This is a genomic window from Streptomyces sp. ICBB 8177 (assembly GCF_003144095.1).
Classification (GTDB): Bacteria; Actinomycetota; Actinomycetes; order Streptomycetales; family Streptomycetaceae; genus Streptantibioticus_D.
In genome coordinates this window covers 1,525,413-1,540,020 of sequence record NZ_NSKH01000018.1, presented here as the reverse complement: position 1 = coordinate 1,540,020, position 14,608 = coordinate 1,525,413, and the positions used below count along the sequence as shown (strand labels likewise).

Annotated in this window: 15 protein-coding genes; 5 read left to right on the top strand and 10 right to left on the bottom strand. The window is 72.6% G+C overall.

From position 1 onward, the window contains the following. Nucleotides 1-112 precede the first annotated feature (112 nt). The 3 genes from CK485_RS15385 to CK485_RS15375 all read left to right on the top strand — a co-directional run bounded on the left by CK485_RS15385 (nucleotide 113) and on the right by CK485_RS15375 (nucleotide 1,940). A complete protein-coding gene (locus tag CK485_RS15385) occupies nucleotides 113-820 on the top strand; it encodes a maleylpyruvate isomerase family mycothiol-dependent enzyme (protein WP_241968359.1) in 708 nt (235 codons plus the stop codon). 4 nt (nucleotides 821-824) lie between these two features. Continuing rightward, nucleotides 825-1,481, top strand: a complete 657-nt coding sequence (locus tag CK485_RS15380; RefSeq protein WP_109450905.1) for an MBL fold metallo-hydrolase — start codon at nucleotides 825-827, stop codon at nucleotides 1,479-1,481. Nucleotides 1,482-1,664: 183 nt separating this feature from the next. Next, entirely contained in the window at nucleotides 1,665-1,940 is a 276-nt protein-coding gene (locus tag CK485_RS15375; RefSeq protein WP_241968358.1) for a hypothetical protein, read from the top strand. A 104-nt stretch (nucleotides 1,941-2,044) separates the two neighbouring features. On the opposite strand, the gene CK485_RS15370 is transcribed toward CK485_RS15375, so the two are convergent. The 7 genes from CK485_RS15370 to uvrB all read right to left on the bottom strand — a co-directional run bounded on the left by CK485_RS15370 (nucleotide 2,045) and on the right by uvrB (nucleotide 9,666). After that, nucleotides 2,045-2,251, bottom strand: a complete 207-nt coding sequence (locus tag CK485_RS15370) for a DUF6011 domain-containing protein (protein ID WP_109453057.1) — start codon at nucleotides 2,249-2,251, stop codon at nucleotides 2,045-2,047. Between the two features lie 10 nt (nucleotides 2,252-2,261). Then, complete coding sequence (locus CK485_RS15365) at nucleotides 2,262-2,543, bottom strand: Smr/MutS family protein (RefSeq protein ID WP_109450901.1); 282 nt, start codon at nucleotides 2,541-2,543, stop codon at nucleotides 2,262-2,264. Nucleotides 2,544-2,583: 40 nt separating this feature from the next. Further along, the gene (locus CK485_RS15360; RefSeq protein ID WP_241968357.1) at nucleotides 2,584-3,708 is read right to left on the bottom strand and encodes a cytochrome c oxidase assembly protein; all 1,125 of its coding nucleotides are present in this window, start codon (nucleotides 3,706-3,708) and stop codon (nucleotides 2,584-2,586) included. 194 nt (nucleotides 3,709-3,902) lie between these two features. Further along, the gene (locus CK485_RS15355) at nucleotides 3,903-4,985 is read right to left on the bottom strand and encodes a TerC family protein (protein WP_109450897.1); all 1,083 of its coding nucleotides are present in this window, start codon (nucleotides 4,983-4,985) and stop codon (nucleotides 3,903-3,905) included. A 57-nt stretch (nucleotides 4,986-5,042) separates the two neighbouring features. Beyond that, nucleotides 5,043-6,809 carry a TerD family protein gene (locus CK485_RS15350; protein WP_109450894.1) on the bottom strand — a complete coding sequence of 589 codons (1,767 nt, stop codon included), beginning with the start codon at nucleotides 6,807-6,809 and terminating at the stop codon, nucleotides 5,043-5,045. Between the two features lie 36 nt (nucleotides 6,810-6,845). After that, nucleotides 6,846-7,424 (bottom strand): TerD family protein, encoded by a 579-nt coding sequence (locus CK485_RS15345; protein WP_109450892.1) that lies wholly within the window; start codon nucleotides 7,422-7,424, stop codon nucleotides 6,846-6,848. Nucleotides 7,425-7,569: 145 nt separating this feature from the next. Beyond that, entirely contained in the window at nucleotides 7,570-9,666 is a 2,097-nt protein-coding gene (uvrB, locus tag CK485_RS15340; RefSeq protein ID WP_109450890.1) for an excinuclease ABC subunit UvrB, read from the bottom strand. Between the two features lie 185 nt (nucleotides 9,667-9,851). On the opposite strand from uvrB, the gene CK485_RS15335 reads away from it, so the two are divergent. Further along, entirely contained in the window at nucleotides 9,852-10,424 is a 573-nt protein-coding gene (locus CK485_RS15335; RefSeq protein WP_109450887.1) for a methylated-DNA--[protein]-cysteine S-methyltransferase, read from the top strand. Nucleotides 10,425-10,594: 170 nt separating this feature from the next. On the opposite strand, the gene CK485_RS15330 is transcribed toward CK485_RS15335, so the two are convergent. Further along, nucleotides 10,595-10,972, bottom strand: a complete 378-nt coding sequence (locus tag CK485_RS15330; RefSeq protein ID WP_109450883.1) for a tetratricopeptide repeat protein — start codon at nucleotides 10,970-10,972, stop codon at nucleotides 10,595-10,597. Between the two features lie 174 nt (nucleotides 10,973-11,146). On the opposite strand from CK485_RS15330, the gene CK485_RS15325 reads away from it, so the two are divergent. After that, nucleotides 11,147-12,715 carry a N,N-dimethylformamidase beta subunit family domain-containing protein gene (locus CK485_RS15325; RefSeq protein ID WP_109453040.1) on the top strand — a complete coding sequence of 523 codons (1,569 nt, stop codon included), beginning with the start codon at nucleotides 11,147-11,149 and terminating at the stop codon, nucleotides 12,713-12,715. A gap of 21 nt (nucleotides 12,716-12,736) precedes the next feature. Here the strand turns inward: CK485_RS15325 and coaE are convergent, their stop codons facing one another. After that, a complete protein-coding gene (gene coaE, locus CK485_RS15320) occupies nucleotides 12,737-13,396 on the bottom strand; it encodes a dephospho-CoA kinase (protein WP_109450880.1) in 660 nt (219 codons plus the stop codon). Between the two features lie 153 nt (nucleotides 13,397-13,549). Then, nucleotides 13,550-14,482, bottom strand: coding sequence for a PAC2 family protein (locus tag CK485_RS15315; protein ID WP_109450876.1), 933 nt, complete (start codon nucleotides 14,480-14,482; stop codon nucleotides 13,550-13,552). Nucleotides 14,483-14,608 lie beyond the last annotated feature (126 nt).

Below are 14,608 nucleotides of genomic sequence, written 5' to 3'. Positions count from 1 at the left end.
TGTCGGCGGCGGACATGTTCACCCGACCGAGTGAGCCGCGCTAGCGTCAGAGGTGATCGACAGCGAGACGACCCTCAGGAGGCCCTCCTTGTCCGTCCAACGACTCGATCCCGTGAGTGATGCGGCCGAGGTGCGCGACGCCACCGCCGTGCTGTTCGAGGCGGTGACCGCGCTCGACCCGGACGCCGTCACCGGGCCCTCGCTGCTGCCGGGCTGGACCCGCGGCCACGTCCTGACCCACCTGGCGCGCAACTCCGACGCGCTGGTCAACCTGCTGACCTGGGCGCGCACCGGCGAGGAGCGCGCGATGTACGTCAGCGAGGAGGCCCGCGACAAGGACATCGAGGACGGCGCGTCCCGCCCGCTGCCCGAGCAGCTCGCCGACCTGCGCCGGGGCGCCGACCTGCTGGCGGAGGCGATGGACGCCATGCCGCCGCAGGCCTGGGCGGCGCAGGTACGTACGCGGCACGGCGGGGTGCGCCCGGCGGCCCAGATCCCGATGATGCGGCTGCGGGAGCTGCACCTGCACCTGGTCGACCTGGACGTCGGCCGGACCTGCGCCGACCTGCCGGCCGGCTTCGTCGCGCGGGACCTGGCGGCCCTCGCGGACGGCCTGTCCGGCCGCGAGGGCATCCCGGCGCTCCGGCTGCGCTGCACGGACTCCGGCGAGACCTGGGACATCGGCAACGCGGACGAACCCGAACTGACGGTGAGCGGCCGGGCGCCCGCGCTGCTGGCCTGGGTCACCGGACGCAGTCGCGGCGAGGACCTGACAGCGGATCCGCAGGCGCCGCTGCCGGTGCTGCCACCGCTAGGGTGACGCCATGTCGTACACCGGAGCAGTGAAGGTCGGCGGCCCGCCGGACGTGCACGAACTCACCGATCTGATGATCACCAAGGTCGCGGTCGGCCCGATGGACAACAACGCGTACCTGCTGCGGTGCCGGGCGACCGGTGAGCAGGCGCTGATCGACGCCGCGGCCGAGCCCGCCACTCTGCTCGGCACGATCGGGGAGAGCGGGATCGCGTCGGTGATCACCACGCACCGGCACGGCGACCACTGGGGCGCGTTGCGCGAGGTGGTCGACGCCACCGGCGCCCGCACCTACGCGGGCCGCCTGGACGCCGAGGGCATCCCGGTGCCCACGGACGTGCCGGTGGACGACGGCGACACGGTCACGGTGGGCCGGGTCGCCCTGACCGCCCGCCACCTCGTCGGCCACACCCCGGGCAGCATCGCCCTGGTCTACGACGACCCGCACGGCCACCCGCACGTCTTCACGGGCGACTGCCTCTTCCCGGGCGGAGTGGGCAACACCTTCAACGACCCCGAGGCGTTCCGCAGTCTGCTCGGGGACGTCGAAGCGAAACTCTTCGGCCAACTCCCGGACGAGACCTGGGTCTACCCGGGGCACGGGAACGACACGACGCTGGGTGCGGAGCGCCCGCATCTGGCCGAGTGGCGCGAACGGGGCTGGTGAGCGGGGCGGTTGGGAGCGAGGCGGGGCCGTACCGGCGACGGGCGGCCCCGCCGCGCTGTCCAACGCCGGGCCGTGGGACTCATTTCAAACGGAAGACACATTCCGTCCATCGCGGTTCATCCACCCCTGCACGGAGCATGTATGTGAGATGGGTAGGCCTCGGGTGGGAAGTAGGGGTGCCTTGTGTCGGATCTTTCGGAACTTCCGGAACTGGAGCCGCGCCGTTTCTACCTGCAACGTCACCTGGACGTCACGGGAGCGTCGGGAACGGGCGTGGTGGCGTGGGGAGTCGCCTGGCCCGACGGCTCGGCGTCCATCCGCTGGGTGCGGGAACCCGCGTCGGTGGTGTTCTGGCCCGGTGGGGTGACGGACGCCGAGTGGGTGCACAGCCACGGCGGCGCGACGGAGGTGGTCTGGATCGACGGGCAGACGACCGCGAGGGAGGCCGAGGCGTCCTGACGCCTCGACGCCCACGACCGCGGCGGAAAGGACTCATCCGGGGCGGGCCCGCGTTCTCACGGGCCCGCCCCGCCGCGCGATACGGCGCTCACGCCTTGCCCTACTCACAGGCCCGGCAGCGGGTCCTGGTCGGCTTCGTGGGCCGGCGGGCGCGGGGCCGTGCGCTGCGCGAGCTTGGCGCGGCAGTCGTCGCCCAGGCCCCACAACCGTGCCTGCCTGCCGTGCAGCGGCCGTCCGCACACCCGGCAGGTGACCCGGCGGCGGCCCTCTGCCCTCGGCTCGGCATCATCGGCCCCCTCCCCGTACGGCAGCGTCGGGTCGTCAGCCACGGCCGCCGCCCGCCGCGGGGCCCTCGCCGTACACGAAGTGGACCAGGACGCGCCCGGTGTTCCTGGGGTCGGTCTCCAGGTGGTCGTACATCTTCCTGATGTGCTTCTGGCCCAGGAAGGCCATCACCCGCTTCATCAACTGCCCGCTGCCCTTGCCGGGGATGATCTCGACGACGGTCTCGCGGGTCCGCACGGCGGTGAACATCGCCTGGCGCAGGGCGAGTTCGATGTCACGGTTGTTGCGGAAGATCGGGTGCAGATCGAGGGTGAGCAACGCGCGGCCTCCTGCCGGACGACGGTCGGGCCGTCGGAGCCTAGCGGCGCGCTCCGCGGCCGGTGTTGCGGCGGACGCGTTCCGCGACCTCGCCGCTCTCGGTCTCCCACCACGGCCGGACCATCTGCGGAGCGGCCGGCGCGGCGTCGGCCGTCTCCTCCGCACCGGTCGCGTCCGCGCCGGTCGCGTCGCTCGCCTCGTCCACCGGGACGTCCCGCGCGGGCTCCGCGGGCGACGGCGCGGACCCGCCGGAGGCCGCCGCCACGGCGACCGGGACCAGCTCACGGTCGAGTTGGGCGTCCAGTTCGACGGTCTTGCGACGCTCCTCGCGCCACCACTCCACGAACACCGCGCCCAGGAACGGCAGTCCGATCAGCTCGGCGATGGTGAGCATCAGCCCGCCGCCGATCTGCTGGTCGCGCTGGAGGGTCGGACCCCAGGTGCGCGGGTGGGCGGCGTACCAGTTCCCTGCCACCAGCGTGCCGCTGAGCATCACCACGATGCCCGGCAGCGAGTCGAAGAGCCCGTCGACGAAGACCAGCAGCGCCCGGATCGGATGGGTGCACCAGCGCGGCAGCATCTCCTGCTTCGTCAGCATCGGCAGCACGAACAGGCACCCGCTGAGCAGCAGTTGCAGGTGCATCAGCTGCCGTACGCCGTCCTGGCGCAGCGCGGTCTGGAAATAGGACGTGAAGTAGATCGACAGCTCGGAGACCAGGACCAGCACGGAGCTGACGAACGGGAACGTCAGCAGCCGCACCACCCAGCTGCGCATCACGGCGTCGAGCCTGCGCCCGCCGGAGGGTGACAGCGCGCGCCCGGCCAGCGTCACCGGGTCGCCCAGCGCAAGGCCGAGCGGGGCGAGCAGGTCCAGCATGATGTTCTGCACGGCGGCGGGCCAGAACAGCACCCGGCTGTAGACCATCAGCGCGGACATCGTCGCGAGGACGATCACGCCGAGGCCGAGCACCGCGAACGCCGCCGTCCGCGCCACCGGCCAGCTCTCCCCGCGCCGCCGCAGCCTCAGCACGGCCGCCGCGTACAGCGCACCGAGCAGCACGACGAACGCGAGCGCGACAGGGTCGAGTTCCCACGAGGTCAGGAAGCGGGAGCCCGTCAGCTCCGGCAGTTCCGTCACCGCCAACGTCGCCGCCACGGCGCTCACCGGCACCCACCTGCCCTCATATCGGACGCCCCCGTACCGACCGGTGCGATACCGGCTCGATTGCGGCAACCAGGTTAGACGCCCCGCGGGGGGCGCCCGCGCGCCGGGGTGGGGTCCGGCGTGGCGGGGTGGGGTTCGGCGTGGCGGATGCGGCGGGGCCGGTGGCGCGGCGTGTGGTGGCGGGCGGTAGGAGGTCAGCCGCGCGCCGCGGTCTCAGGCTCGGCCTCGGCCCCGGCCCCTCCCTCGGGCTCGATCCCGGCCTCCACTGCCGCCATGTCCGCGACGACGTCGTCCCGCGCAGCCGTGCCCTCCGCCTCCGCCCGCCGCCCGGAGGCGATCAGGCTGGTGGCCGTGGTGACGGCCAGGACGCCGCCGATGACGCCCAGCGAGACGGGCACGGATATCTCGGGCACATGGGCGCCGGACTCGTGCAGCGCGTGCAGCACGAGCTTGACGCCGATGAAGCCGAGGATGACCGAGAGCCCGTACGACAGGTGCACGAGCCGGTTGAGCAGGCCGCCGAGCAGGAAGTACAACTGGCGCAGTCCCATCAGCGCGAAGGCGTTGGCGGTGAAGACGATGTACGGGTCCTGGGTGAGGCCGAAGATGGCCGGTATCGAGTCGAGCGCGAAGAGCACGTCCGTCACGCCGATCGCCAGCATGACGATCAGCATCGGTGTCACCAGCCGCTTGCCGCCGTCGATCACGAACAGCGCGGTGCCGTGGAACCTGTCGGTCGAAGGGATGCGCCGCTCGATGGCCTTGAGCAGCCGGTTCTCCTCGAACTCCGCCTCCTCCCCCGCCGCCGGAGCCCCGTCCGCTCGCGCCTCCCGCAGGAGCTTCCACGCGGTCCACACCAGGAAGGCGCCGAACAGGTAGAACACCCACGAGAACTCGGCGACCAACGCGGCGCCCGCGGCGATGAAGACCGCGCGCAGCACCAGCGCGATCAGGACGCCCACGAGCAGCACCCGCTGCTGGAGCACGCGGGGCACGGCGAACTTCGCCATGATCAGGACGAAGACGAAGAGGTTGTCGACGCTGAGCGCCTTCTCCGTGACGAAGCCCGCGAAGAACTCGCCGGCGGGTCGCCCACCCCGGAAGACGAGCAGACCGAGCCCGAAGAGTCCGGCCAGGACGACCCACACCGCCGTCCACAGCCCGGCTTCCTTGAGGGAGACGTCGTGCGGCTTGCGGCCGCCGACCAGGAAGTCGACCGCGATCAGGGCGCACAGGCCCGCGATGGTGAGACCCCAGAGGGCGAGGGAAACGTCCACGCCGAAGACGGTACAGGAATCACCAAGTCAAGGTAAAGCGATATTCAAAGCCGCAGGTCAGCGCCCGGTCCGCCCCTCGCCGTACGCCTGCCGCGCCGCCGCCAGCCCGGCTGCCACGTGTTCCAGCACCCGGCTGCCGTCCGGCACCAGCAGCGGCTCGTAGGTCCAGGCGTGCCCGACCCACGGGTCCGCCAGGTGATCGTCCGGCAGCGGGGTGAGCCGCAGCAGCGAGCGCCACAACGGGTCCAGCACCGGCCCGAACGCCCGGGCGTCGGCGCGGTCCGCCAGCAGCATCACGTGCACCCCGGCGGCGGGCCCCTCGTCCAGCAGGTAGCGCAGCTGGTTGACCGCGCGGTCGTCCACGCCGTACGGGAAACCGGTGATGACCAGCAGATGGCGGCCGGGGCCCAGGTCGGGTGGCAGCGCGTCCGGCGCCCCGGCCCGCAGCGCCATCTGCACGAGGTCCACGCGCCGCGTCATCGCCGCCAGCAGCCCGGCCGCCTCGCCCCACTCCCGCAGCGCTCCGGTCACCCCGAGCGGGCCGAACGCGTCCGTGACCGTGTCCCGGTCACCGGCCGCCGCCAGGTGGACCGTGAGCCCGTCCACCGGATGTGCGGCCAGCAGCCGCAGCGCCAGCCCCGCCGCCATCTCGGCCGCCCGGCGGCGTGACACGCCGGACTCGGCCGCCGCCGCGGAGCCGTAGTCCTGGCCGGTGTCGATCCACAGGCCCTCGTCGAGGGGCAGCGGCAGCAGCATCGGGATGCGCAGTTCCGGCACCTCGGGCAGGTGCAGGTCGCCGATGCGGACGGCCATCGGCGTCGCGTCCGCCACCGACGGGACGCGGTAGCCGTGCCATACGGGGCTCTCCCAGCCCGCCATGGCCCAGGGCAGCGCGGGCTCGACCACCTCGGACTCGGCGGCCAGTCCGCGCAGGTCGTGGTCGAGCGCGGCGCGGGCCTGGTCGGTGAGCGCGTCGCGACGTGCCTGGGCCCGTTCGCGCGCCGCCTCGTGGGCGGCGCCGGTCCGTCCGGTGGGGTCGGCCAGCAGGGCGTCGAGTTCGGCGTCGAGCCGCGCCTGCGCGAAGTCGACGGCGCCGCGGTAGGCGGCGATGCGCCGGGCCAGGTCCTCGAACATGCCGCCGACCTGGTTGTACAGCCGCTCCTCCAGCGTCCACCCGACGGCGTCCCCCGCGACGGGCCGGCTCGGGTCGGGCCGGTCCTCGGCGCCGAGTGCGGCAGGCGTGGGCGGGCCGCTGCGCTGGGCGGGTATGGCGGAGGGCGAGCGATCCGGGGCGCCCACGGCCCGTAGCCGCCCGGCCGCCCGCTCGGCGTCCGGGACGCCGTACTCCTCCAGCATGCGACGCGGGCCCGCCGCGTAGCCCTGGCCGACGGCGCGGATCCGCCAGGCTCCCTGCCTGCGGTACAGCTCCAGCGCGGCCACCGCCGTCTCGTCGTCGAGGCCGTGCAGCGTGAAGCGGGCCAGTTCCTCGCCGCCGACGTCGAACACCGCGACGCGCGGCGGCGGCGTGATCCGGCCGAAGGACGTCGGCGCGTCCTGGCCCTGCGGCAGTGCGAGCAGCACCGTCAACCGCGGGGTCCCGGCTGGCACCGCGGCCAGGTCGACGACGATCGGCCGGTCGGCTCCCGCGGGGAGGATCACGCCGGCCGGAGCGGGGCCGCCCGGCCACGCCAGACGGGCCGGGTCCCGCTCGCCCGTGCCGTCCACGATCACCGCGGCGGGCAGCGGGACGGCCGCCCGCACCCGGATCTCCAGCCGGGTCCGCGTCAACGGTTGGTTCTGCCCGCGTACCAGCTCGACGCCCATCCCCTCAGCCCCTCCCCTAGGCCGGCCGCCGTACCGCTACAGGTGCGGCACGATCGACGGCATCAGGTCCTGGAACGTACGGCCGTTCGCCGGAGTGCCGATCGCCGTCATGGACCAGCCGCTGGCGCCGCGGTGCACCTTGGCCATGATCTGCGCGGTGTACGGGCCGCCGCCGTCGAGCGTGTAGCGCGCCAGCTCCTGGCCGTTCGTCTCGTCGACCAGGCGGCAGAAGGCGTTGCGCACCTCGGCGAAGGTCTGGCCGGTGAAGGAGTTGACGGTGAAGACGATCTGGTCGACGTGGACCGGCACCCGCTCCAGGTCGACGAGGATCGACTCGTCGTCGCCGCCCTGTCCGGCGCCGCCCACGAGGTTGTCGCCGGTGTGCCGCACCGAGCCGTCGTCGCTGATCAGGTGGCGGAAGTAGACGACGTCGACCGGCTGGCGGTCCGCGAAGAGCACGGCGGAGGCGTCGAGGTCTATCTCCCGGGTGCGGCTGCCGAACAGACCCCGGCGGGGCGCCGCCTGCCAGCCCAGGCCCATCCGCACCGCGGTCAGCGTGCCGCCCCCGGACTTCGTCAGGCTGACCTGCTGTCCCTTGGCCAAGTTCACCGTCACGCGCGTGTCCCCTCTGTTCGTCGCGCCGCTCGTCGCAAACCCTACGCAGCCGAGCGCGCGGCGCCCTCCCCCGGGCGCCGTTTGTGGCATTCCTGCGACGATTCCCGGCGGCGCGACGTCCCGTACGGCGTCCGGAACGTGCTCGTCAGGCGACCCCGGCCTCCCTCATCTGCCGCAGTTCCTTCTTCAGTTCACCGAGTTCGTCGCGGATGCGGGCCGCCACCTCGAACTGCAACTCGCCGGCGGCGGTGTGCATCTGCTGTGTCAACTCCTCGATCAGCTCCGTGAGTTCCGCGGCGGGCAGACTCTTCGCGGTCCGCTTCTCCCCGGCCTTCGCCGACAGCCCCGGCACCGGCGCCTTGCCCCGCGAACGCTGCCGGCCGGAGCCGAGCAGCTCCTCGGTGTCGGCGTCCTCGCGGGCGAAGGAGTCGAGGATGCCGGCGATCTTCTTGCGCAGCGGCTGCGGGTCGATGCCGTTCTCGGTGTTGTACGCGATCTGCTTCTCGCGGCGCCGGTTGGTCTCCTCGATGGCGCGCTCCATGCCCGGCGTGACCTTGTCGGCGTACATGTGCACCTCGCCGGAGACGTTCCGCGCGGCGCGGCCGATCGTCTGGATCAGCGAGGTGCCGGAGCGCAGGAAGCCCTCCTTGTCGGCGTCGAGGATCGCCACCAGGGAGACCTCGGGCAGGTCCAGCCCCTCGCGCAGCAGGTTGATGCCGACGAGCACGTCGAACTCGCCCGCGCGCAGCTCGCGCAGCAACTCGACCCGGCGCAGGGTGTCGATGTCGCTGTGCAGGTAGCGCACCTGGATGCCGAGTTCCAGCATGTAGTCGGTGAGGTCCTCGGCCATCTTCTTGGTGAGGGTGGTGACCAGCACCCGTTCGTTGCGCTCCGCGCGGACCCTGATCTCGTGCACCAGGTCGTCGATCTGGCCCTCGGTGGGCTTGACGATCACCTGCGGGTCGACCAGTCCGGTGGGGCGGATCACCTGCTCCACGACGCCGTCGGAGCGGGACAGCTCGTACGGGCCGGGGGTGGCCGACAGGTAGACGGTCTGGTCGACGCGCTCCAGGAACTCCTCCCATTTCAGCGGGCGGTTGTCCAGCGCGGACGGGAGCCGGAAGCCGTGCTCGATCAGGGTGCGCTTGCGGGAGGCGTCGCCCTCGTACATCGCGCCGATCTGCGGCACCGTCTGGTGGGACTCGTCGATGACCAGGAGGAAGTCCTCCGGGAAGTAGTCGAGGAGGGTGTTGGGCGCCGAGCCGGGCTCGCGGCCGTCGATGTGACGGGAGTAGTTCTCGATGCCGGAGCAGGTGCCGATCTGGCGCATCATCTCGATGTCGTACGTGGTGCGCATGCGCAGCCGCTGGGCCTCCAGCAGCTTGCCCTGCTTCTCCTGGGTGGCGAGGGTGGCCTCCAGCTCCTTCTCGATGCCGGCGATGGCGCGTTCCATGCGCTCGGGGCCGGCGACGTAGTGGGTCGCGGGGAAGACGTACAACTCCTGGTCGTCGGTGACGACCTCGCCGGTGAGCGGGTGGAGGGTGGACAGGGCCTCGATCTCGTCGCCGAACATCTCGATGCGGACGGCGAGCTCCTCGTAGACCGGGAAGACCTCGATGGTGTCGCCGCGCACCCGGAAGGTGCCCCGGGTGAACGCCACGTCGTTGCGCGTGTACTGGATGTCGACGAAGCGGCGCAGCAGCTGGTCGCGGTCGATCTCCTCGCCGACCCGCAGCCGGACCATGCGGTCCACGTACTCCTGCGGCGTGCCCAGGCCGTAGATGCACGACACCGACGCGACCACGACCACGTCACGCCGGGTGAGCAGGGAATTGGTGGCGGAGTGGCGCAGCCGCTCGACCTCCTCGTTGATCGAGGAGTCCTTCTCGATGTAGGTGTCCGTCTGGGGGACGTACGCCTCGGGCTGGTAGTAGTCGTAGTACGAGACGAAGTACTCGACCGCGTTGTTCGGCAGCAGCTCGCGGAACTCGTTGGCGAGCTGCGCCGCGAGGGTCTTGTTGGGTGCGATGACCAGGGTCGGGCGCTGGAGCTTCTCCACCATCCACGCCGTGGTGGCCGACTTGCCCGTACCGGTGGCACCGAGCAGCACGACATCCTTCTCGCCCGCTCGCACGCGCCGCTCCAGCTCGGCGATGGCCGCCGGCTGGTCGCCGCTGGGCTGGTAGGGGCTGACGACCTCGAAGGGCGCCACCTTGCGTTCGATATCAGATACGGGCCGCATGAAAACACCGTACGACCAGCCACTGACAACCGGCCGCCGCCGACCGGCCCGCCCGCCACTGGCAAGTCGCTGACCTGCGAGAACGCGGAAAATCTCGTTGAGAGGCCCTGAGCCCTGGCAAAGGCCGCCCGGCCGCCTACCGCGAACCGGCGCCTGTTGTCAGTGCCCGGTCCTACGCTGGCGGCGTGACGGAATCGAAGTGCGCCCCGGCCTCCTGGTGGACGGTGCGGGACACCCCGATCGGATCCCTGCTGCTGGCGGCCACGCGGCAGGGGCTGGTCAACGTGGTCTTCCACGCCGACAGGCTGGTCGTGCCCGCCGCCGTGCGGCGGCTGGCCGGACGGTTCGACGGCGCGGCGATACGTGTGGGGGACGGCGGGGCGCCGCTGGAGAGCGCGCCGCACCTGGCGGAGGCGGCACGGCAGATCGACGCGTACTTCGCGGGCAGGCTGAAGCGTTTCGACCTGCCGCTGGACTGGTCCTTCAGCGGCGGCTTCAACCACCGCGTGCTGCTGGAGCTGGCCGCGGGCGTCCCGTACGGCGAGGTCGTCGGCTACCAGACGCTGGCCGACCGGGTGGGCGAGCCGGGCGCGGCCCGCGCGGTCGGCGTCGCGATGGGCTCGAACCCGCTGCCGGTGGTGGTCGCCTGCCACCGCGTCGTGGAGAGCGGCGGCGGCATAGGCGGCTTCGGCGGCGGCCTGGAGACGAAGCGCACCCTCCTCGCCCTGGAGGGCGTCCTGCCGGAACCGCTGTTCTGAGCGCCCAGCCCCCGTCGTGGACGCCTGAGCCCCGCCCGAATGCGCATGCCCCGTCCCGAGCGCGGCACAGTTCCGCGTCACACGCGTAGAGCCCCGGGCCCCGAGCGCGTGAAGCCCCGCCGTGCCGGCATCCGGCTCGACGGGGCTGCCCCGGCCCGGCGGCGGGCCGCTCAGGACGGGCCCGAGTCGTCCTCGAAGCGGGCCGCTCGAAGGTATTCCGGGTTGGCGTCCAGGGCGGCGGCCAGGCGGAAGTGGCGTTGGGCCTCGGTGGGACGCGAGGCGCGTTCCAGCGTGCGGCCGAGGGCGAAGTGTGCGAAGGCGTTGGCCGGTTCGCGTTCCAGGACGACCTGGAACTCCAGCTCCGCGGCGCGCAGTTGGGCCGCCATGAAGAAGGCGCGGGCGCGCAGCAGGCGTGCCGCCGTGTTCTCGGGGTGGGCGGTGATGACGGGGTCGAGCAGCTTCACGGCGCCGCGCGGGTCGCGGGCGGCCAGCAGTTGTTCGGCCGCGCGGTAGTCGATGACGTTCGTCTCCGGAGTGCGGTCGGGCACAGGGGCCTCCCTTCCAGGAGTAGGGAACGACGTACCACTCCCCGGCATTCCCGGACAAGGGAGCACACGGAGAGTAAAGCTCACGCTTTCGCCCGGACGGCGACGCAACCTCTGCGGCCCGGCCCGACTCATTGCACTGTGAGGACATGGGACACCGTGGGCACGGAGCGTGCGATGGACAGGGCTGAATGGAACCGGCGGCATTTCCTGGGCGCCGCGGCGGGCGTCGGCGCGGGCGCGCTGGCCGCGGGCTGCTCGGCGGGTGACGGGCAGAACGGCACCACCCGGGGCACCGCCGCGCACCCGGTTGGGAACGGCGCCAAGGCGGAGAACGACCTGCCCGGCGACAGCGACTGGCGGCTGCGGCAACGCGGCGACGACCGGGCGGTCGAGGGGTACGCCGACCGGGTGAGCGTGCTGCCCGGCGAATCGTTCCGGCTGCACGTCTCCACGACGTCCAGGGGATTTCGCGCCGAGGCGTTCCGCATGGGCTGGTACGGCGGGGCGCAGGCCCGCAAGGTGTGGGCCTCGGAGCGAATAGCCGGCGCCGCCCGCCAGGTCCCCGGCCCGAAGGGGAGCACCCGTACCGTGACGGCGGGCTGGGAGCCGACCGTGGAGGTGGCCACCAAGGGCTGGCCCGAGGGCACCTACCTCATCCGGCTCACCGCCGACTCCGGCGCCCAGCGCTACGTGCCGATGACCGTGCGGTCGGCGAGCACGAACGGCCGCCTGGTGCTGGTCAACGGCGCCGCGACCTGGCAGGCGTACAACACCTGGGGCGGCCACAGCCTCTACCAGGGGCCGGGCGGCAAGTCCGACTACGCGAACCGTTCGCTGGCGGTCTCCTGCGACCGGCCGTTCGACGACAACGGGGCGCTGCTGTTCACCACCTACGAGCAGCCCGCGATCGCCCTCGCGGAGAGGCTGGGCCTGCCGCTGGCCTACGCGACGTCGATGGACATCGACAGCGAGCCGGACCTGCTGCGCGGAGCGCACGCGGTGGTATCGCTCGGGCACGACGAGTACTGGACCCCGGTGATGCGCCAGCGGGTGACGGCGGCCCGGGACGCGGGCACCAACCTGGCCTTCCTCGGCGCCAACGCCTGCTTCCGCCGCATCCGGCTGGAGGGGACGGACGCCGGTGACCGGCGGCTGGTGGTCTGCTACAAGACCGACTGGATGCACGACCCGATGTACGGCAAGGACGACACCGCGGTCACCACCGACTGGCGCGAGCCGCCCGGCGCGCACCCGGAGAACTCGATGACCGGGACGCTCTACGAGTCCAATCCGACGAACGCGGCCTACGTCGTCGCGGAACCCGGTCACTGGCTCTTCGAGGGCACCGGCGCCGAGCGCGGCACCAGCTTCGCCAACCTGGTCGGCACCGAGTACGACCGGGTCAACTCCGGCCCTCTGACGCCGCGTCCGATCGAGATCATCGCCCACTCCAAGTTGGTCTGCCGGGGCGTGCGGTCCTTCTCCGACTCGGCGTACTACACCGCAAGGAGCGGCGCCGGGGTCTTCAACACCGGGACCATGCGCTGGGTCGAGGGACTCAAGGGCGACGGCAGCCACGACATGCCGCGCTCCACGGGCGCGTTCACCACGCGGGTGACCAGCAACCTGTTCCGGGCCTTCGCCGAGGGCCCGGCCGGACTGAAGCACCCCGCGAAGGACAACCTGGACACCTACCACCCGTATGACGGCGACCCGACGTGGGCCAAACGCGACCTGTGGTGAGCGCGGGCCCGCGGCCGGCGCTCAGCTGTCCGCGCCCGCGTCGCCCTGGCGCGGCTCGCCGTCCTGCCCTGCCCCGTCCTGCCGGCCCGACGCCCGCTCCCGCAAGGCCTCCCAGACCCGCTTGACCTGAGGTTCCAGCGCCTCCAGCGGACCGTCGTTGTCGATCACCAAGTCGGCGACGGCGAGCCGCTGTTGACGGGTGGCCTGCGCCGCCATCCGGGAGCGCGCCTCCTCCTCGCCCATGCCGCGCAGCCGCGTCAGCCGCTCCAGCCGGGTCTCGGACGAGGCGTCGACGACGACCACGAGGTCGTAGAGCGGGGCGAGTCCGTTCTCGGTGAGCAGGGGCACGTCGTGGACGACGATGGCGTCGGGACCGGCGGCGGCCTCCAGTTCGGCGGAGCGGCGGCCGACCAGCGGGTGGACGATGGCGTTGAGCGCGGCGAGGCGGCCGGGGTCGCCGAAGACGATGGCGCCGAGCCGGGGGCGGTCGAGCGTGCCGTCGGCGCGCAGCACCTCGGGGCCGAACTCGGCGACCACGGCGGCCAGTCCGCCGGTCCCGGGCTCCACGACCTCCCGCGCGATCCGGTCCGCGTCCACGACGACCGCGCCGTACGCCGCGAGCAGCCGCGACACCTCGCTCTTGCCGGCGCCGATACCACCGGTCAGGCCCACCTTCAGCATGCGGCCAGGGTAGGCGAAGCGCCCGTTCGCGCGGCACCCCGGCCCGCCCGCCGGCGCGAGCCGCCCTCGCGCTCGCGTGAGCCCCTCTCGCCGCCCGGGGAGCGGGCACGTGCGGCCGAGTCGTGGGCCCCGCGGCTCTCCCGCCGCCCGGCGCTACTCCCCGTCCGCCTCGCGCTCGGCGAGGAAGCGCTCGAACTCGGCGCCCAGGTCGTCGGCCGACGGCAGGTCGGCGGGCTCGGCGACCAGGTTCTCGCGCCCGGCCGCACCGGCGATCGCGTCGTACTGGCTCTCCAGCCCGCGCACCACGGACACCAGCTCCGCGTCGCCCTCGGATATCTGGCGTTCGATCTCGTCCTGGACGCTGTGCGCCTCGGAGCGCAGCGCGTGGGCGGGTTCGGGCAGGACGAGGCCGGTGGCGGCGGTGATCGCCTCCAGGACGGCGAGTGAGGCATCCGGGTAGGGCGAGCGGGCGAGGTAGTGCGGCACGTGGGCGGCGACGCCCAGCACGTCGTGGCCCGCGTCGGACAGCCGCAGCTCGACCAGCGCCTCGGCGCTGCCCGGTACCTGCGCCTCGTCGAACCAGCTGCGGTGGCCGGGCATCAGGTCGGTGCGGTTGCCGTGCGGCGTCAGGCCGACCGGGCGGGTGTGCGGCACGCCCATCGGTATGCCGTGGAAGTTGATGGACAGGCGGACCCCGAAGCGGTCGACCAACTCCCGTACGGCGGCGGCGAAGCGCTCCCACTGGCTGTCCGGTTCGGGCCCGGCCAGCAGCAGGAACGGCGCGCCGGTGCTGTCGCGCATCAGGCGCAGCGCCAGGTCGGGGTCCTCGTACTCGGCCCAGTGGTCGCGGCGGAAGGTCATCAGCGGCCTGCGCGCGCGGTAGTCCAGGAGCTGGTCGACGTCGAAGCGGGCCACCACCTGGCTGTCGAGGTTGTCCAGGAGCTCGGCGACCAGTTGCTCACCGGTGTCGCCGGCGTCGATGAACCCCTCCAGGTGGTACAGCAGCACCAGCCCGTCGGTGTCGAGGGCGTCCACCGCCGCCGCACCTTCCGGCTCGAACTCGTACAGATCCCGTGGTTCCAGCATGACGCCCCTTCTCGGTTCCTCGCCGGTACCAACGTAAGCCCGGGCACCGACATTCCCGCCCGGCCGTCCGCACCGGGTCGCAGAGTTGACGTTGCCTTGACGGTTCCGCTCGCGGACGCCGAGGCA